Source organism: Paenibacillus sp. FSL R5-0475 (genome assembly GCF_038004585.1).
GTDB lineage: Bacteria > Bacillota > Bacilli > Paenibacillales > Paenibacillaceae > Paenibacillus_AQ.
The window spans coordinates 800,349-819,061 of record NZ_JBBORK010000001.1 but is presented as its reverse complement, the minus strand read 5'-3'; the positions used below and the strand labels follow the sequence as shown (position 1 = coordinate 819,061).

Below are 18,713 nucleotides of genomic sequence, written 5' to 3'. Positions count from 1 at the left end.
TCTCAAATTGGTTCTATTATAGCATACCTAGCACCTGTCCCTCCAAATACGAGAGTCCATTAAAATAGTATAATCTAATTTTCAAACAAAAACGGTGAAGCAAAAATCTTCGCTTCACCGTTCATTATATAATTCTAACTCTCCCGTAAATGAACAATTAATTCGATATACGCTTTGCAGCGCTTTGTGCTGTAAGCTTAGCCTGCTTAACACAATCGGGCATTGCCACTCCATCATATCCAGCTCCAAAGACATATATCCCAGGAAGTGTGGTCTCAAGCTCCCTATGGAATTTAGAAAGATTGTCAAGATGTCCAACAGGATACTGTGGCATCGAATGTTCCGAACGAGTAATTTCCGTGAATATAGGTTTCGCTGTAATGCCCATGATCTCTCGTAAATCCTTACTCACTAGCTCCGTAAGAGCCTCATCTGGAAGTTGAACATTCTGCTCATCTCCGGAACGGCCTACATGACAGCGCATAAGTACTTTATCATCTGGACTCGTATGCGGCCACTTCGTTGACGTCCATGTACAGGCAGTAATATTGCGCCCTTCCTTACGTGGCACAAGAAAACCTGCTCCAGCATCATCAATTTCGATATCCTTCTTGTCGAAGGCCATGACTAAGTTCGCAACCGATACATAATTTACCGCATCGAGTGCTGAAACATCCACATGTGGACGCAAAAGTTCGGCAGCAAAAGAATTTGGTGTGGTGATATATATTTCATCCGCAAGCAGCCGTTCGCCACTTTCCAGTTCTAGCTCATAACGAGAAGCATTAGTTCCTGTAGCATGTATAGAGACCACCGCAGCTTCAGTTCGCTGTTCTACATCATGCAGTTCATGAATCAAGCCATGCACGAGACTTTGTAGTCCTTTTCGAAAGGTCAGAAAAGTGCTGTTCTTTGTGCTCGTATTTGTCTTAGAGGAATTCTGTTCTTTAATGATTCCACGAATAAGACCACCATACTGCCGCTCTACTTCTCCAAATTGCGGAAAGGTAGCCTGTAGGCTGACTTTGCGTAAATCCCCAGCATACATACCGGCTAATAGCGGTTCGGTCAAATTCTCCATCACTTCAGTACCTAAACGTCGCTCAATCAGCTGTCCGAGGGATTCATCGTCATTACTCCGCTTAGGAGGAAGGATCAAGTCCATCAGCGCGCGTATTTTGCCACCGAATGAAACCAGAGCACTTGATAGAAATGGCTTTAGTTCAGTAGGAATTCCAAGCACAAGACCGGAAGGCATAGGATGAAGCTTGTCACGCTGTAGTATATAGGTCTTCTCTGCCTTTGGATTTGTGTTCACAAGCTCGTGATCTAGCTCTAATTCCTTAGCCAATTCAATCATCTCTGTTTTGCTAGCTAAAAAAGAATCCGGACCCTTCTCAATCACAAATCCATCCCGGTGCAATGTTTCGATCTTCCCACCAAGAGTCTTGTCTTTCTCTAGCAGTACAATATCAGGTTTCATGCCAGCTTCTTTGTAAAACTTACGAATGTAAAAGGCGGCGCTGAGTCCACTCAGCCCACCGCCTATGATAACAATTCGCCTAGAGGGACCAGTCATGACTGACCGGCCGACATTTGATTCAGTCTTGTACGAACAACATCGCTCAATACGGACATGTACGCAGGATCGCTGTTTAATGATTCAATCCGCATAAGACGCATATCCAGCTCTGAAGCTACGGCTGTTGCCTCGATATCAAGGTCATACAGCACTTCTAAATGATCGGATACGAACCCGATCGGTGCCACTAGAACATACTCTACCTGTTCCTTGCTAAGCTGCTGAAGTGTATCCAGAATATCTGGTCCAAGCCATGGTTCAGCTGTCCGTCCTGCGCTTTGCCACGTAAACTGCCAATTGGTTATCCCCGCTTGATCTGCAATAGCCTTTGAGGTCTCCAATAGTTGATCTTTATAAGGATCCCCTATAGCTAGAATACGCTCTGGAAGACTATGCGCGCTAAATAATACCCTTATCTCATCGCGAGTAGCGCCTGCTTCGATATATTGATCTATTTTCGCAGTTACTCTCCGGCTTAGAACATCGATCAATACTGGGTGCATATGGTAACTCTCCACAAAACCCATGTTGATTTTACATGCATCAGCCTTTTCCTGAGCACGTTTGATGTAGCCACCCACGCTCATGCTTGAATAGTGAGGGGCAAGCACAACACCAACCGCTTGGGTAATGCCGTCCTTCGCCATAGCCTCGACGCCGTCCTCAATAAACGGATAGGCATGCTTCAAACCCTGATAGCAGACAAATTCAACATCCGCCCCAGCTTTATCCGCGTTTAATGCTGCCTGTAATGCAGCTACTTGACGGTCTGTGTTCTCCCGCAGCGGGAATACACCCCCGACGATCGCTTCATAGCGATCTGTTAATTCTTTAAGCTGCTCCGCTGTCGGCGGATTACCTCGCCGAATATGAGTGTAATATGCTTCAACGTCTTCTAAGCTTTTAGGAGTGCCATACGACATGACGAGAACACCTATTTTTGCTGTCACGGATTCCATCCCCTTATAGATTTAATAGGCTATTTTTAAGAACGCAGTTTGGCTGATTCTTTCAATACTTCCTGTGAATATTCGTGAATATATTCCGTTAATTCTCTAAGCTTCTCTAAAGAAGCCTCCGGGAATAAGCCATGACCCAGATTGAAGATATATCCCGGCTCTTGTACCCCTTCATCAATTAACGCTTTCGCGTGCTCCTTCAAGACGTCCATCGGCGCTGTAAGTAAATACGGATCCAGGTTGCCTTGAATCGCAAATTTCCCACCGGTTCTGCGACGACCTTCGGACAAGCTCACACGCCAGTCCACCCCGATTACATCCGCTTGAAGCTTCGTAAGACTCGGTAGCAATTCGCCAGAGCTTACGCCAGGAAAGTATATTTTCGGTACATCAAGATCGGATAATTCGGAAAAAATACGAGAAACCGTCGGTAACACATACTTTTCAAAATCGCGAGGCGCAAGGGCACCGACCCAGCTGTCGAACAATTGAAACGCTTTTCCACCACTACGCACGTGACTGCGGAGGTAAGCGATAATCATATCGCCGAGCTTGTCCATTAGCATTTCCCAGACACGGGGTTCACTGTACATTAGCTCTTTAGTCCGAATATATCCTTTGGAAGGTCTGCCTTCGATCAGATAGCTGGCAATTGTAAACGGTGCGCCTGCGAAAGTAATCAAGGGCACGTCCAGCTCCTTATCCAGAATTGCAATCGTCTCCAAAATATGTCCGAGATCGCCTTCAACATCAATGGGCTTCAGTCTCTCGACATCTGCTGCAGAGCGAATCGGATTCTCGATCACAGGGCCAATATCTTTGACGATATCAAATTTCACACCGATAGAAGCGACCGGATTCATAATGTCTGAATACAAAATGGCCGCGTCCACACCTAGCTTGCGCACAGGCATCAAGGTTACTTCAGCCGCTAACTCAGGCTGTTTGCAGATTTCAAGCAATGAGTACTTTTCCTTGATTTTACGGTACTCGGGATCATAACGGCCGGCCTGCCGCATGTACCATACGGGAACGTGCTCCGTATCCTGCTTTCTGCAGGCGCGGATAAAAGTGTCGTTGTAGGTCATGATAAGATCTCCATTTATATTTTATAAGATTTTTTAAAATAAACGCTTACCGTCCTAATAAGGACGCCGATGGCGTTTATGCTTGATCGGCATACTTACTATTATGCCCTTTTTAAAAGGTTGTAACAAGCAAAACGAAGATCGCGGAATGACAATCCTATGACATTACTATGACATGTATTGCACTTTTGAAGCTAAAAAAATGATATACTGATAAAATGTCTATTTTTCTGTGAATCATGTATTTTCTGAAATTCTTTGAAAGGAAGTGAAAGCACTTTGAAGAAATGGGAGACATGGAAGGTCAACCTCTTAGTGCTTTGGTTCGGACAATTCTTGGTAAATGCCGGAATGACGATGATCACACCGTTCCTGACCTTGTATCTTGCTAAGGATCTTGGAGTTCAGGGTGAGCATGAAATTGGAATTTGGGCGGGCCTTATTTTTGCCGCAAACTTTTTAACTTCTTTCATTTTCCAGCCACTATGGGGAAAACTTGCTGACAAATATGGACGTAAAATCATGCTCCTGCGCTCCAGCTTTGGCATGGCTATCGTTATGGTGTTGATGGGCTTCGCACAATCCCCAATGCAGCTGCTCTTACTGCGACTGCTAAACGGTACAATCTCCGGCTTCAATCCCGCTTCCATCGCACTCGTTTCGGGTACTACTCCGAAAGCACGTATGGGATTTTCGATGGGGCTAATGCAGTCGGGTTCTGTTGCAGGTACCATCCTTGGACCACTTATTGGTGGTTTTCTTGCTGATTTAATCGGATTTCGTCCGATCTTTTATGTCGTTGGCGCCTTGCTCTTCATTGCCTCTCTGCTGGCATTATTTCTCGTTAAAGAGAAATTCGATCGTGCAGAAGCGGCACAAGAGCCACAGGTGTCAGTAATGGAGGGCTTGAAGGAATTGATCAAAATCCCTCAGCTCCCAGCGCTGTTTGGTGTAACCTTTTTGCTGCAATTTGCAATGATCAGCCCCATGGCCTTGCTGCCACTTTATGTTGAAAAGTTAAATGGGCCTGCTGAGAATATAGCCTTTTTAGCCGGAATGGTCAGCGCAGTTACAGGGATCTCCAACATGCTGGCTTCCCCCTTGCTCGGCAAGCTGAGTGATAAAGTCGGCGCACACCGCATTCTGACCTACGCGTTAATCGGGGCTTCGCTATTCCTGATTCCGCAAGCATTCGTTACTAGCGTGTGGCAGCTAATCGTTGTCCGTTTTCTCATGGGGATTTTTATGGGCGGCCTTTTGCCCAGCGTTAATGCGCTTATCCGGTCTTATACCCCTGACGGGAAAGAAAGCCGCGCATTCGGCTTCAACGGCAGCACATTGTCACTGGGCAATATGCTGGGAGCTATCATAGGCGGCTTTCTATCTGGTTATATTGGTATAGAGGGACTGTTTATCATCTCCGGAAGCTTGTTGCTGTTGAACACCGTATGGGTCCGGGTTAAGCTATACAAAGCTACTCCGCCACGGCTATTTCGCTAATCTTCTGCTATTTCACCATTGCCAACGCCAGTCCATCATAGGCTGGCAGACAAGTGCTGATCAGACGGTCATCGGTGGCGATCATTTCATTGAAATGCCGTACAGCCAGAATGGCAGGTCCATTTCGATCTGTATTTAGCGTCCGTCCGCGGAGAAAGATATTATCACCAGCAATAATCGCGCCTGGATTAGCCATCTTGATGGCATATTCCAAGTAATTGGTATAGTTAATCTTGTCTGCGTCGATAAAGAAGAAATCGAACTTAGCACCCTCTGCTTCAAGTGCCTTCAGGCTGTCCATTGCAGGACCGATTCTATATTCCGTAGAATCACCGAATCCGGCCAGTTCTAAATTACGGCGAGCAAGCTCGGCATAATCGGCCCTCAGCTCTAGCGAAGTCAGCGTGCCACCTTCAGTGAAGCCGCGAGATAAGCAAATTCCGCTGTAGCCGCCAAGTGCGCCAATCTCCAAAATACGCGTGGAGCGGGACAGTCTAACAAGCATAGTGAGCAGTCTTCCGTACCCCGGCTCGACAGACACCTCCGGCATACCCGCTTGGACGATAGCTTCTTTTACCTGAAGCAGGATTTCGTCCTCGGTATAAAGTTGTTCACTGTATTCTTCTTGGGTAAGCATAAAGATTCTCCTTTGATGATCCCCCGTTTTCTCGAATGAAGGGATGACGGGGAAGATTTTATGGTTTATGGAATGCCGGGCATTGTGAAGTGTCCCGCATTCCCCTATACTTGTATGGATGCTTTTCTTATGGTATTGGCTTTTCTTATTGTACTGGCTTTTTGTATTTATCTACAAGTTAAACGGAGTTGAGAGTATTTGAGCAAATTACAATTAATCGCTACTGCCCCTATGGGATTAGAAGCTGTAGTAGCGCGCGAATTAAACGAACTGGGTTATGAGACCACGGTCGAGAACGGTCGTGTATTGTTTAGTGGTGATTATATCGACATCTGTCGCTGTAATTTATGGCTGCGTACATCCGACCGCGTATTAGTAAAAATGGGTCAATTCCCCGCCAAAACCTTCGATGAGTTATTTGAGGGTGTTAAAGCGCTGCCTTGGGAAGACTGGATTCCTGAGAATGGAGAATTTCCGGTTGAAGGACGATCCCATAAATCACAACTAACGAGTGTACCCGCTTCCCAAGGGATTGTCAAAAAAGCTATCGTCGAGAAGCTGAAGCTCTCCTATCATACGGACTGGTTCCCAGAGAACGGACCTCGATATGTGATCGAAGTGATTCTGTTAAACGATATCGCGCTTATTACGCTAGACACCACCGGACCTGCTCTTCACAAACGCGGATACCGCAGACAGGCTACAGAAGCGCCACTGAAGGAAACGATGGCAGCCGCTTTAATCCAGCTTAGCCGCTGGAATGGCCACCGTCCGCTATATGATCCATGTTGTGGTTCGGGAACATTGTTGATCGAAGCCGCGATGATCGCTTGGAATATCGCACCCGGACTACGGCGTTCCTTCCCTTCAGAACATTGGCCAGTCATCCCTAAGTATCTGTGGGAGGAAGCTCGCGAAGAAGCTTTCGATGCCGTACGAGATGATTATCCGTTGCAGCTAACCGGCACGGATATCGATCCTGCTGCTATAGAAATTGCTGAAGCCGCTGCTAAAAGCGCCGGCCTGTCCGGAGAAATAACCTTCACCGTGATGGCTGCCGCCAAAGCAAGACCCCAAGGCGAATACGGCTGTATCATTACCAACCCGCCATATGGTGAACGGATCAGTAATGATAAAGAGGTGGAGAAGCTGACTCGCCAGTTTGGTGAAATGATGCTGTACCTACCGACTTGGTCATTCTTCGCGATTAGTCCTTATAAGGAATTCGAACAATATTACGGCCGTAAAGCGGACAAGCGTCGCAAGTTGTATAACGGACGTATTGAGTGTCAATATTATCAATACTTGGGTCCACTTCCACCTAGAAATCCGAAATAATTCGGAAGACAATTACGCCAAGCATGAACGGCTTCGGCGTCCTTAAAAGGACGGTAAGCGTTTATGCGAGAAATATAAGAACGGACATCTACCTCGATTGAGGACGGTGTCCGTTTCTTCTTACATACTCAACTTCTGTGCTAGGAGGCTTTGACGTGTCACGAGATCCATTTAGTAGGATCGGCTCATCCATAACGGATAGAATGATCACTATTGTCCGCTCCCGTTATATTGGTTACATCCTTTTTCTTGTCCTTATGCTCGCTAAGCTAATGTTTCTTCACAGCGGCCTGCATGCCCCTAATATTGATATGAACCGTCTCGACAAGCTCATTGCTCTCGGTTCAGTTATGCTGTTATCATTTTGGGTGTTATGGCTCCCCCGACGTGGACAAACCATAGCCCTGATAATCATAAATGTGCTCCTGACATTACTTATTTATTCTGATATTGTCTACTATCGCTACTTTCAGGATTTCATCACCGTCCCCGTTCTTTTTCAAGCCGGACAGATGGATGCACTTGGCGGAAGTATCTTTGCACTACTCCGTCCCTCTGATCTCTACTTGTTCGCGGATTGGCTGATATTTCTGGTTTACTCCATTTGCGTAGTGTTATTCCGTCGGAACACGCCTACCTATAATAATGGACAGCCTTCCTATTATGCTCACACAAGTCATTTCCGTCCCTCTTCACGCTTAATGAGAGGACTAAGACGGAGCGTTAACGGAGTCGTTGCATTGGTATTAGGCTGCATTCTGACCTTTGGCCCTATCCACTCTTACGCCACTACGTGGGCCAAGGGTTTATTCACTGGTAACTGGTGGAGCTTGGCAATGTATAACGTTACTGGACTCATTGGATTTCACGGTTATGATATTTACTTGTATGCCAAAGATCATTTAGGCCCGCAGCCTGAGCTTTCACAAAAGGAAGCCAACTCCATGAAGCTCTGGTTCAATGAACACAATGCTGAGCAAAGTGCTCTTAACGACAGCTTCGGAAAATACAGCGGAAGCAACATCGTTGTTATTCAGGCCGAAGCTTTTATGAATTTTGTAGTGGGACGTTCGATCAATGGACAAGAGGTCACACCTAATTTGAACGCTCTAATCAAAGAGAATACCTACTTCAGTAATTACTATCATCAGACCTCACAAGGGCGAACCTCCGATGCGGATTTCGCCTCGAATGGTTCACTGTATCCGCTGGTCTCCGGCTCAGTATTTGTCCGTTACCCGGATCATCAATTTGACACGTTACCTGCCATTTTGAAGTCCAAGGGCTATAGCACCAATGCCTTCCATGCGTATGAAGGAAGCTTCTGGAATCGGCAGATTATGTATAAGGCGATGGGGTACGACCATTTTTATAGCAAAAAAGATTTTAAGATCGACGAGCCCCTAGGCTGGTCATTGGGAGATAAATCATTCCTGCGGCAGTCCCTAAATATTATGGATTCTGCAGAATCGATCCAGAAGCCCTTTTACTCTTTTTTGACTACACTATCTAGTCATCACCCATATTCTCTCCCTGCGGCTAAGCAAGGGCTTGATACCGGGGAGTTTAAAGGTACCATCTTCGGAGATTATTTACAGGCTGTTCATTATACAGATGAAGCTCTAGGTGAATTGGTGAGTGATATGAAGCAGCGTGGGTTGTGGGATAACACGATCCTTGCCTTTTATGGTGATCATGATAACTCGATCCAAGAAACCTCTTATTACGAACAATTTCTTGGTAAAAGCTTAAGTAAGCTCGACATGCATCAAATCATGCATCAAGTTCCATTACTCATTCATTTGCCGGGTAATAACACCTCGGTGATTGATTCTAATCCGGCTGGTCAATTGGATCTCACACCTTCCTTACTCCATCTGCTTGGGATCTCACAAGATCCTTATTATCTCATGGGTAATAATCTGTTCAGTGGCAAAGAGCGACTTGTGACACTGCGAACCGGTGCCTTTGCTGATGCGAAGCGCTCCTATCTTCCAAGTGAAAATGGACAATTCAACAGCGGCACCTGTTATAGCCTCGACAGCCGCGAAGCCATTGACGTTGCGGGGTGCAGTACCGGATTCGAGACAAGTAAGCAACGACTGCAAATCTCAGACGATATCATGAAATACGATGGCATCAAGATGCTTCGAAAGGAAGAATCTGCACCATAAAAATTTCATTTATAAAACAAAAAGCCCTAAACTCCGTCATCAACACGGGTTTAGGGCTTTTTAAGTTGATGGATAAGACCTCTGCATTATTTCTGAACGGCCGGTTGCTTGATAAAAGCTTCTACCTTCTTCAACACTTCTTCCTCTGTTGGAGCACTCACATAACGACCATTAACATATACAAAGGCCCGTTTGCCACATGGACCACAGTACGACTTACAGCCGACCTTGATCTCTGCATCAGGCGCCATCTTTTGCAGTTTGGGTATGATACTCTTCAATTTCATAAAATTACATTCATCGCACACTTGTATATCGTTAGCCATGGAGCAACCCTTCTTTATGTCCCAAATTTAAGGCGAAACGTTTAGTGATCGCCGTGATTACCTTTAGACGGATTAGTAATAACAAAACCTTCTTCAGGAAGATATAAATAATCAACGACCACACCATCAAGGAGCGGTTGATTCGGATCAAGAATAACATCGATTTCTTTATCTGTCGAGACTACAACATCATTCTCATTAGGCGTGTCCAAATCCAGTCCGTAGTGAGCATGATCACCGTGAGCATGCGTAATCGCTACGCGAAGCTTCAACTCGCTGTTTCCTTCAAGTTCCATTTGTTTCTTTATCACTTTAGCCGCATTGCGGGTAATTTTGACCTTCATCTATCATCCATCTCCTAGTACTTAAATTAAATACTCAATTACCTATTTTAAAGGTAAATGATATCTAAAAGCAACTATAATAACAAATTAGATACACAATCCGAGGTAGATCCTCACTTCACTGCCTCATTTTCCGGCCTGAAGTGCCGGGTATTTCCGTCCCATCCGTGACACGAACCAGCCCATAAGAAGCATCGTCACACCAATATCATCGATCGGTAAAAAAGGCATAAAATCCGGCAACACCCAATAGAGCAGTACTGGGATTGTGAATAAAAGCTTGTCCCCTATTGCGACTTTAGGGGAGATCACATATCGCCAGGAACTACTGAAGATAGTAGACCATTGTTTCAGTGACAGCAGTTTTTTCAGTTTCATAGTGACCCTCCTCCCAAGTAAAAAGGATACAGCCGCGGATAACGTGTAGTGACGACAGCGGCCATACCCTATGGTTTATGTTACGCAAGTTTACTGTAATTGTTTCATAATTATTTCACATTGGATAGTATCGTTCCCAAAATTAGACCCGTTTCTAGCGCCATATCCTCAAAATCTGCCAATGGCAACGGATTTTTACCAATCCCCAGCTCTACTGTAAATCCTGGTTTACGAAAGGTCTGGATGAACCAATCCTTATACCCGGCATCGCTGCCAGTTAATTCGACTGCACGATAGCTGCTCGCAGCGGCCAACCGTGTTGCTAATTCGCGGCTTTCGGGAGGTTCATATCCCCGGTAATTCCAGTAGATCTCTCCCCCTTGGCTATGCAAAGACACTGCAGCTTCTCCGGGCGCGTTCTCAGCAAGTACCGCTAGAGCGGCTGCCTCAGGTTCACTTAGCGCCTCAGGACCACTGTAATCACGCGGAGAGGGCAGGATTACACCACGGCGTTCCCGTTCCTCTTCCCAATGAGCAGGGAACTGATCCCCGAGATCCACACCTCGTATATTGGCCTTCCAATGGCGAAAACTCCGCCGTCCCCCGTTCCATTTCATAAGGTCCTCATAATAAGGGTGGCCTGGTAAAACGCCCTCCTGCACTAACTCCACGCCGTCAGGGTTAGCCATGGGTACAGCCCATAGGGTCCAATTATTGTACCATTCCTCTGGACGATGACCATTCCATGCCAAACCTTTAGCATAAGCTGCTGCATACTCTTCTATGAACGACATCAGGCAAGGCGAGGTCAGCCATTCATTAGCATGTAGAGCCGCATTAACATGCAAATGGCGGGTTCCATTGCCTATTTTAAGCACAGGAATTGGCTTGCCGAGCACACTGTTGCCAATTGGATGTGCTTGTATAAAAGGATATTGTGCAATCAGGCTGCTGATGTCGTTCTCAACATCAACCGGACCGTACTCTCCACGTAAGAATACCACTCGCTCTGGAATCGGAGGCGGAATGACGAGGACTTTTCCCGGTGTACAGAAGCGCCCTGAGGACACACCTGGATTAAGCTTCTCCAAATCATCTAAACTCACATTGAATAATGAGGTTATGCGTTCAAGATCGTCCCCTTCCTGCACCGCATACCTTTTACGCGGCGAAGACGGCAGGAATAAAACCTGACCCGGATATAAATAAGACTGTCTCCCAACCCATGGATTGCCTTGAATGACATGCTCAGGGGTTAATCCATGCAGGGCGGCAATTCGGCTTACGGTATCTCCCCTGCTTGCAATATATTGTCGCATTAGGTCTCATCCTCTCGGCCTTAAATTGCTGATACGGTGGATACAAAAATAGCAGCAAATAGCACTTAATTCTATTGTATGCAAGAGCCACTACCCTGCATGAAGGAGAAATGAATCACAAGAAAATAGGCTGGGAATTATGCTTCCCAGCCTATTTTATCTTACACTCCGTAGAGTTTGTCCCTATTCAATTCAACATTGCTCTGCTTATAACGTGGATACTTGCCATACTACTGGGGTACGCTTAATTTGTTCTCCAAGCCAGTCTCGGGCAATTCGCTGAAACATTTCAGCATCACCACTGCAGAAGAACTGATGAATTGGACTTTCATCCCCGATGGACAGCTTGCCTTTATCATATAGAATCGTGCTGATCTCACGAGCTGTCTCATCTGCGGAACTGATCAGTTTGACTCCCGGTCCCATGGTCTCTCCAATAGGCTCAACAAGAAATGGATAATGAGTGCATCCTAAAATTAAAGTATCGATGTTATTATCTTTAATGCCTTCCAATGCCTGCTCTACAATTTCATAACTTATCTCAGAGCGGAACATGCCTTGCTCAACGAGTGGGACAAGTGCTGGGCAGGCTTGACTTACAACCTCAACAAAAGGAGACAGCTGCTTTAGTGCGTTAGTATAAGCCCCGCTGCCGATGGTTCCTATTGTACCGATCACGCCGACATGTCCGCTTTTGGTCGCGCTAATTGCAGCACGGGCTCCGGGATGAATCACCCCAATGACAGGGATAGAGACCTTGGCTGAGATATAATCGAGTGCCGCTGCTGTTGCGGTATTACAAGCGATAACAATCATTTTAGGATTAAACTGGATCAAATAATCTACAATTTGTTCTGTAAACAGTGTTACTTCCTCGGTCGAACGGGGTCCGTACGGAGCTCGGGCCGTATCTCCGAAATAAATGATTTTCTCCCGCGGGAGCTGCCTCATCACTTCTTTGACAACTGTTAGCCCTCCCACACCTGAGTCTAATATTGCAATAGCTTGCTGCACGAACACACCGCTTCCTTCTACTTGTTTTGTGTAGCTTATGTAAGCCGAAAACAAAATGTACCTGACTTTCAGCCCCAATTGCAGATATTACTCCTTTTGGACTCTTAGTTCAAGCCAAGACTTTTGCCATCATTTAACAGGTCTATAAGAATGAAATAAAAAAGCCACCTTCCGCCCAATGCGAAAAAGCGGCTCTATTAAAAGAGAATAAGTACTTTTTGACCGTAAAACCAAACACTCCATCCACTGTTTCATTATGCGATTTCGTTATTGTCCTTGTCATCTAGCTGTGCTTCTTCAAGACTAGCTTCTTCACTGCTTACTTCTTCATTTACAGGCGATACCTCTAACTCCGTTACCTCTTCCAAAGTTGCCGCTGCCTCTTGAATCGTTTCTTCCGTAGCAATTCCACTTACTGCTACAGTAGCAGTATCTTCTTCTACAGCATTCGAACATGACTTGCTCCATTCGCGAACCTCATGGACTACATGACCTATAGAATCCTTTGCTTTGTCATACAGCTCAACGCTCTTGTCTCCAGCCTGAACGGCAATTCCCTGTACCTTTTCAATGCCAGCAGCTGTTCCTTCCGCAATATCCTTGCGCAGCTCTTTACCTGGCTTAGGCGCGAACAGAAGTGCTGTCACTGATCCAACCACACTTCCGACTAAAGCTCCCCATAACAAACCTTTTGTGTCCTTTTTCATCGTTTCATCTCTCCTTTAAATTCATTGCTCCCCGCTCTACCGGGCTAATGCCTATATCTGCTATATCATAAGCAGCAGGAGTTTGTCTTGTGACTAATTATTACGACTTTTCAGAAGTTTTGTCTGTTACATTTTTGGGTGCAATTGCGTATCGGCAGCATTGTCCGCCTTCTGCCATACATTCACTTCGTGTAACCTTAGCATCCAGCAATTCCTCAAATAGGCTATGCTCGCATTGACAAGCTTTACGATACTGAGTAGCCACCTGGCGAATCGGGCAGTTGTATTCTTTTATGACATACGAACCATCCTCTTCTCGGTTCCACTCCGCCATATATCCACCAGCGTTTTGGATCGACGATAACTCAGCTACTCGCTCTTCCAAATTCCGGCGTTCCATCATCGGTGCATACTGGGTGAGCATCCGGCGACGGCGTCCCTCAAACAATGTATTAACAGCTTCCAATCCACTGCCATAATCCAATTCACGCAAAAGCTCCAAAGCCAGATTGTGATAGCTTTTTGGAAAATACTCTTCGGACTTCTCTGTTAAAGAATACATATGTAAAGGCCGCCCCATCGCTTGCCGAACCACTTTTGTCTTAGCAAGTCCCTCCTGCTCCAGCTGAAGCACATGACGACGGACACCCATCTCTGTAATTCCCAATTCTTCTGCCAGCGCGCCGATGGTCAGTGGTCCTTTCGTCTTCAGGAGCGTCATAATCAAGTGTCTTGTCGATCCATTTTCCTGCCCCATCTTCATCATAAAGGAACCCCCTCTCTTTCACGGCTACCGCCTATTTTATATGATTCTATCTTATGCTATTATAGCGTTACACCGGACCCAAGTTCCTGATCCAAATAATTCCCTACTTCAACAGCAAACTTCTCTAGCACCTCTGAAAGGATTGGTGTGAGCGGGTGTAGTGCTTCTCTTTCCCAGGCAAAATAATCCTGCACGAGCGGCTTACGAAGTGCGACAAGCTCTATCAATCGCTCGTAGATCTCACTTTTACCTAGCACTTTTTCTTCATGTATGATTGAAATGATATCCTCATAACTTCCGGCATCACGCATAATAAAACCGTCAATCAGACAACTACCAACGTCCGTAACCACCTCTATCGCCAGATGAAGGCAGCGTTCTTGTATTAGTCCGGTTAAAGTATTGCCATCCCATGAAGCTGTTACAGTCCGAAGACCTGTAGTTATATCTGGGATTTGAGCAAGAATGGTTTCGATTTGTTTGCGGTTGACATAATACACAGCAATACCCCCATGTCAAAAATAGTTAGAGAAATCTGCATTATCCCTACTTACCGCGTTTGCCGCGGCGTTTCAGCCAAAAGAACATAATGAAACATGCCGCAAGAAAAACGACCAAATAAGTTAACGCTTCCATCGGATACTCGAGCTCACGCATTCCTGTCACCGCTTCCGGTATAAAATGATGATGCTTGTTAATCAGTAGATCGCTTAAATTACGTAATCCACAGCAATTGAAAGTTCTTTAACTTCATTAATATGAGCTATAACTTCCTTATGCGCCGGATGAACCTGATAAGCCTGTAAATCATCCAGTGAAGCTACCACTGTAACTAGAGCAATATCAAAGGATCGATCAGAATGAATGATATCAGCACCCACTTCAATCGAAAGGAGCTGCGGGATTTTACCTTCCATATTTCGCAGTACGGCTACCGTTGCCGCAACGCTTTCTTCGGACCGGTCCTTCAATTTAAAAAACACAATATGCTTGATCATTCTATCTCGCTCCCTGTTGTAATATTGTAATTAGATATTAAAAATATATCATAAGCGTACGCGTTCTGGAAGAAACTTAAAAAGTGATGTCAGAAATAGCAGCATTAACCATTGCCGATGTATATGAAAGTGTTGTAGTATATTTTTAAAAAATCGGAGGAATTATGCCTAGTAACCAACAAGAAACTCATAATATCCAGGCGTGGTCTCTGATCAACCGCAAATATCTTGGACAAGGCGTTCGTGTAAAAAGATTCCGCCGTCCAAAGCGCAGCCAGATTAGAAACCGTGTGTTACTTGCTGTATTGATGGCTAAGGATATCAAACTTTCACGACTCGCAGAAGATCTTGGTATATCCTCTCGCAGCGTAAGCGCCTGGGTATACGAAGGTCGTATCCCTTCCAACAATAACATTGACAAGACCTGCCGCCTACTCGGGTACCCGCCCCACATTTTGTTCAATGAAGCACTGATTCGTCAGAGTCCAATTGTATGTCAACCAACTCCTTCACGATTTATGAAAAGAAGTATTACCAGTTCCCCTCGCAGCAATGTGATTCTAACCGGCCTCTGTATGGTTTACGATTTTTCCGTAACCGATGTAAGTATTTGGATAGGTGTTCATCCCGGGACGTTTCGAAAATGGTTGCACAGCAGCCATCTGCCTACCCCTGCTCTGCAGGAAAAAGCCGAAACCTTCTTCCGAATTCCACGACATATTCTATTTGCAGACTGCGGAACGCTCTAATGTGATCCTATCGCTTAATAAGTTCAAGGCCAGCCCTTCTTCCTTAATTAGGAGAAGGGTTTTTGCCATATTTTTTTCTTAAAAAAGGGTCATACTACTGTTTAGGTACATTGTTCAGTACTAAAGAACGGAACAGGAGGCGTAAGATGAGACTTGACGGAATACTATCTGAAGGCTACACCGATACTTGGGACGTGGCCCCCGGTGTCATCGGACTACGAACCATGTTCGTAAATTGCGCATTCATCGGCCAGCCCAATTCGGACTGGATCATTGTAGATACGGGACTTAGCTCTTACACAAACAGAATTATAGATTATGCTAAGGAGAAGTATGAGAAGCCTCCGGTGGCAATTATCCTGACTCATGGGCATTTCGACCATATCGGGGGTGTGAAAAAGCTTATTGAGGAATGGAATGTACCCGTGTATGCTCATCCACTAGAGCTTCCTTATCTAACAGGTAAAGCGAATTATCCTCCAGCCGATCCGGCCGTAGGCGGCGGGCTGATGAGTATGGTGTCCTCATTATTTTCACATCATGGCATCGACCTTGGATCAGCCATACATCCATTACCCGAAGACAGAACCGTCCCCGGAGCAAAGGGCTGGAAATGGATCCATACACCTGGACATAGTCCTGGACATATTTCACTATTCAGACCAGAAGATAAGGTACTGATTGCTGGTGACACCTTTCTTACAGTCAAACAAGAGTCCGTATTCGCAGTAGCTACCCAGCATCAGGTGGTGCACGGCCCACCCTCTTATTTCACGACGGACTGGGAAGACGCGGAAAAGTCGGTCCGCACACTTGCGTTGCTAGATCCTCATATCGTTCTCTCTGGACATGGGGTGCCTATGGAGGGTGAAAAATTATCTACTCAGCTTGCTCATTTATGCAAGAATTTCAAAGAAATGGCGTTACCGGGTCAAGGGAAGTTCGTGTGATCGTTTGATTTCCTTGCTAATATAGACCTTAGGACGTATTGATGGGCAGATCCCTGAGGATCTCTAAGTATCTCCATATGGGTACCAGTCTTTATAATTTCCGTGTGCTCAAAATGCTGTTTTAAATCAGCTTCACTAAAAAAATGAGCATACTTTCCTGCTTTATATTCATAGGTCGCAGGTTCCAAACATGCTCCACAGCCGTAATTCGGATCCTCATCTGAAAAAGAAGTAAAATAAAGCAGACCTCCGGGATGGAGCTGTTCCAGACAATTTGTTAGCAACCTACGACGATCCTCAATAAGAAATAGATGTAACAAGTCATAGCAGTAGATAGCATCAACCTTTGTCTCGAGACTGCAGTCTAACACGGAACCGGAAATAAAAAAGCATGCGGAGTCCCACTCGGCCGCAATCGTAAGTGCGGCTCCGCTTAATTCAATACCAGTAGTCTCAAATTCACTGGAGAATACCTTCGTATTCCGTCCATAACCTGCTCCTGGCACCAGTACAGACTTCACATTATGCTTACGAAAGAGCTCCTTTGCCTCCAAAGCCGTAAGGCTTGGATCAGTTCCCCAGACCATTCCTTCCTGAGCGAACCGCCGGTTCCAGTAATCGGACATTCATCATCGCCTCACTTCGCTTTAATTGCCCACCACTCTATACCAATATTGATATATCTCCTTAAATCCGAGCTTGTCATACAAAGCCGAAGCACCAGCATTCGCTTGTACAACCTGCAAAAAAGCGGTTGTTGCTCCCTGCGTCTTTCCCCAGTGTAGCAATGCAAGGAGCAATTGTTCCGCCATACCTTGTCTACGCTGATCGGTAGCAGTGATAATATCAAAGAGACCTATGTATCCGTTCTGAATAATGCCCAGACCACAAGCGGTAGGAACACCGTCATTAAACAAAAGAATATAACCCTGCTGAAAAAGAGAAGCGGATAACATTCTAGTTAAGGTGCTCTGATTCACAACAGACAGCTCAGCAAGCTCAGTGAAGGCATTAAGCCACTCTTCCGTCAAGTTCTCCTGAATCTGTACGTGAAATCGAAGTTCAGGAGCAGCTAATCCCTCCAGGTCTAGTATCCTTACAGATGATGGCTCGACAACTGTGTAACCACGCTCTGCTAGCGCCTCATCCAGGTTCGCAGGCTGGATATACGGCGTTATTTTAAATACTGGCTTTAGTCCAGCATCCTTATAGTACTGCTCAGCAAGCTTAATTTGGTTTGTAAGATCCGCAAGAGAGCTTCCTTCTCCGTATAACGGATTGACCGAATTGGCTCTTTTCGTATATCCAGCTGCTGTGCGCAGAACCCAGCCATTCAGGAGAACACTCTGCTCCGCTGGCCAAGTATTAAGTGTGATTTCTTCAATTGCTTTATACAAGTTATCTCCTCCTTATTAGCCATGTTCCCGCTTATTACGCATCGCTGGTAGCAGCTTCACTGCTTCATCAGCATACGAAATATAATAGTCATATTCGGGAGACTCCTTACCATAAATGGCTATTTTCCCCTCATGGTTGTAATGTACACCACAGCCGAATCGCTTCGGAAGCAGAGAGGCTCGCAGGCATGGATGGTTTCTAGAGAATAGCTCCTTCCATATTTCTTCCCTACGGGTCACACGATCTTCTAGCGGAATTTGTTTATGGCGTACATAAACCTCAAACAGAAGCTCTTCATGATTGTATTTGTAAGGCTCATTAATAAGCAGCTCATATTGAATCACATGCGCAGGCGGGAGTGTACGGCAAGACATCGGCGGGATTCCCGTTTCCTCAGGACAATCCTCTGCTACACGTATGAAAGTGTTTGTATAACTCATGGGCATCACCTCTATTTTTAATTGAAATATATTCCTTCTATGATAA

21 protein-coding genes are annotated in these 18,713 nt (G+C 45.5%); 5 read left to right on the top strand and 16 right to left on the bottom strand.

The annotated features are described in order from the left end of the window. Window positions 1-157: 157 nt before the first annotated feature. The 3 genes from hemG to hemE are packed head-to-tail and all read right to left on the bottom strand — an operon-like array spanning window position 158 to window position 3,629. Complete coding sequence (gene hemG, locus MKX41_RS03330; protein ID WP_339290262.1) at window positions 158-1,579, bottom strand: protoporphyrinogen oxidase; 1,422 nt, start codon at window positions 1,577-1,579, stop codon at window positions 158-160. Next, complete coding sequence (gene hemH, locus MKX41_RS03325) at window positions 1,576-2,532, bottom strand: ferrochelatase (RefSeq protein WP_339802388.1); 957 nt, start codon at window positions 2,530-2,532, stop codon at window positions 1,576-1,578. Before hemH ends, hemG begins: the two co-directional genes overlap by 4 nt. Before the next feature lie 35 nt (window positions 2,533-2,567). Next, window positions 2,568-3,629 (bottom strand): uroporphyrinogen decarboxylase, encoded by a 1,062-nt coding sequence (gene hemE / locus MKX41_RS03320; protein WP_042186799.1) that lies wholly within the window; start codon window positions 3,627-3,629, stop codon window positions 2,568-2,570. A gap of 279 nt (window positions 3,630-3,908) precedes the next feature. Between hemE and MKX41_RS03315 the strand changes: the two genes are divergently transcribed. After that, on the top strand, window positions 3,909-5,129 hold the full coding sequence (locus MKX41_RS03315; protein ID WP_339802385.1) for an MFS transporter: 1,221 nt from the start codon (window positions 3,909-3,911) through the stop codon (window positions 5,127-5,129). Window positions 5,130-5,136: 7 nt separating this feature from the next. Here the strand turns inward: MKX41_RS03315 and MKX41_RS03310 are convergent, their stop codons facing one another. Beyond that, the gene (locus tag MKX41_RS03310; protein ID WP_076283186.1) at window positions 5,137-5,766 is read right to left on the bottom strand and encodes an O-methyltransferase; all 630 of its coding nucleotides are present in this window, start codon (window positions 5,764-5,766) and stop codon (window positions 5,137-5,139) included. Between the two features lie 198 nt (window positions 5,767-5,964). On the opposite strand from MKX41_RS03310, the gene MKX41_RS03305 reads away from it, so the two are divergent. Together MKX41_RS03305 and MKX41_RS03300 are read left to right on the top strand one after the other, a co-directional pair. Continuing rightward, complete coding sequence (locus MKX41_RS03305) at window positions 5,965-7,104, top strand: THUMP domain-containing class I SAM-dependent RNA methyltransferase (RefSeq protein ID WP_076283187.1); 1,140 nt, start codon at window positions 5,965-5,967, stop codon at window positions 7,102-7,104. Between the two features lie 203 nt (window positions 7,105-7,307). Continuing rightward, window positions 7,308-9,278 carry an LTA synthase family protein gene (locus tag MKX41_RS03300; RefSeq protein ID WP_340974805.1) on the top strand — a complete coding sequence of 657 codons (1,971 nt, stop codon included), beginning with the start codon at window positions 7,308-7,310 and terminating at the stop codon, window positions 9,276-9,278. 86 nt (window positions 9,279-9,364) lie between these two features. Here the strand turns inward: MKX41_RS03300 and MKX41_RS03295 are convergent, their stop codons facing one another. The 9 genes from MKX41_RS03295 to MKX41_RS03255 all read right to left on the bottom strand — a co-directional run bounded on the left by MKX41_RS03295 (window position 9,365) and on the right by MKX41_RS03255 (window position 15,130). Continuing rightward, window positions 9,365-9,604, bottom strand: coding sequence for a DUF1450 domain-containing protein (locus MKX41_RS03295; protein ID WP_042126265.1), 240 nt, complete (start codon window positions 9,602-9,604; stop codon window positions 9,365-9,367). A 41-nt stretch (window positions 9,605-9,645) separates the two neighbouring features. Continuing rightward, on the bottom strand, window positions 9,646-9,948 hold the full coding sequence (locus MKX41_RS03290) for a HesB/IscA family protein (RefSeq protein ID WP_042126263.1): 303 nt from the start codon (window positions 9,946-9,948) through the stop codon (window positions 9,646-9,648). A 126-nt stretch (window positions 9,949-10,074) separates the two neighbouring features. Beyond that, on the bottom strand, window positions 10,075-10,326 hold the full coding sequence (locus MKX41_RS03285) for a hypothetical protein (protein WP_076283188.1): 252 nt from the start codon (window positions 10,324-10,326) through the stop codon (window positions 10,075-10,077). 110 nt (window positions 10,327-10,436) lie between these two features. Beyond that, a complete protein-coding gene (locus tag MKX41_RS03280) occupies window positions 10,437-11,645 on the bottom strand; it encodes a M14 family metallopeptidase (protein ID WP_076283189.1) in 1,209 nt (402 codons plus the stop codon). 207 nt (window positions 11,646-11,852) lie between these two features. Next, a complete protein-coding gene (gene racE, locus MKX41_RS03275; protein WP_076283405.1) occupies window positions 11,853-12,659 on the bottom strand; it encodes a glutamate racemase in 807 nt (268 codons plus the stop codon). A 254-nt stretch (window positions 12,660-12,913) separates the two neighbouring features. After that, on the bottom strand, window positions 12,914-13,366 hold the full coding sequence (locus MKX41_RS03270) for a YtxH domain-containing protein (RefSeq protein ID WP_052404235.1): 453 nt from the start codon (window positions 13,364-13,366) through the stop codon (window positions 12,914-12,916). 100 nt (window positions 13,367-13,466) lie between these two features. Then, the gene (locus MKX41_RS03265; RefSeq protein ID WP_042186789.1) at window positions 13,467-14,132 is read right to left on the bottom strand and encodes a helix-turn-helix transcriptional regulator; all 666 of its coding nucleotides are present in this window, start codon (window positions 14,130-14,132) and stop codon (window positions 13,467-13,469) included. A gap of 59 nt (window positions 14,133-14,191) precedes the next feature. Then, complete coding sequence (locus MKX41_RS03260; RefSeq protein WP_042186787.1) at window positions 14,192-14,632, bottom strand: DUF86 domain-containing protein; 441 nt, start codon at window positions 14,630-14,632, stop codon at window positions 14,192-14,194. Between the two features lie 210 nt (window positions 14,633-14,842). Beyond that, on the bottom strand, window positions 14,843-15,130 hold the full coding sequence (locus MKX41_RS03255) for a Dabb family protein (protein ID WP_042126253.1): 288 nt from the start codon (window positions 15,128-15,130) through the stop codon (window positions 14,843-14,845). 164 nt (window positions 15,131-15,294) lie between these two features. Here MKX41_RS03255 and MKX41_RS03250 point away from each other — a divergent pair, with 164 nt between their 5' ends. Further along, on the top strand, window positions 15,295-15,879 hold the full coding sequence (locus MKX41_RS03250) for a helix-turn-helix domain-containing protein (RefSeq protein WP_076283191.1): 585 nt from the start codon (window positions 15,295-15,297) through the stop codon (window positions 15,877-15,879). Between the two features lie 146 nt (window positions 15,880-16,025). Then, complete coding sequence (locus MKX41_RS03245; RefSeq protein ID WP_340968675.1) at window positions 16,026-16,829, top strand: MBL fold metallo-hydrolase; 804 nt, start codon at window positions 16,026-16,028, stop codon at window positions 16,827-16,829. Here MKX41_RS03245 and MKX41_RS03240 read toward each other — a convergent pair. From MKX41_RS03240 to MKX41_RS03230, 3 genes are read right to left on the bottom strand one after another with little or no spacing between them, the layout of a single operon-like run. Continuing rightward, entirely contained in the window at window positions 16,811-17,455 is a 645-nt protein-coding gene (locus tag MKX41_RS03240; RefSeq protein ID WP_340968674.1) for a class I SAM-dependent methyltransferase, read from the bottom strand. The genes MKX41_RS03245 and MKX41_RS03240 overlap by 19 nt on opposite strands. Window positions 17,456-17,476: 21 nt before the next feature. Beyond that, window positions 17,477-18,226, bottom strand: coding sequence for a GNAT family N-acetyltransferase (locus MKX41_RS03235; protein WP_339270222.1), 750 nt, complete (start codon window positions 18,224-18,226; stop codon window positions 17,477-17,479). A gap of 15 nt (window positions 18,227-18,241) precedes the next feature. Beyond that, window positions 18,242-18,667, bottom strand: a complete 426-nt coding sequence (locus MKX41_RS03230) for a DUF6157 family protein (RefSeq protein ID WP_340968673.1) — start codon at window positions 18,665-18,667, stop codon at window positions 18,242-18,244. Window positions 18,668-18,713 lie beyond the last annotated feature (46 nt).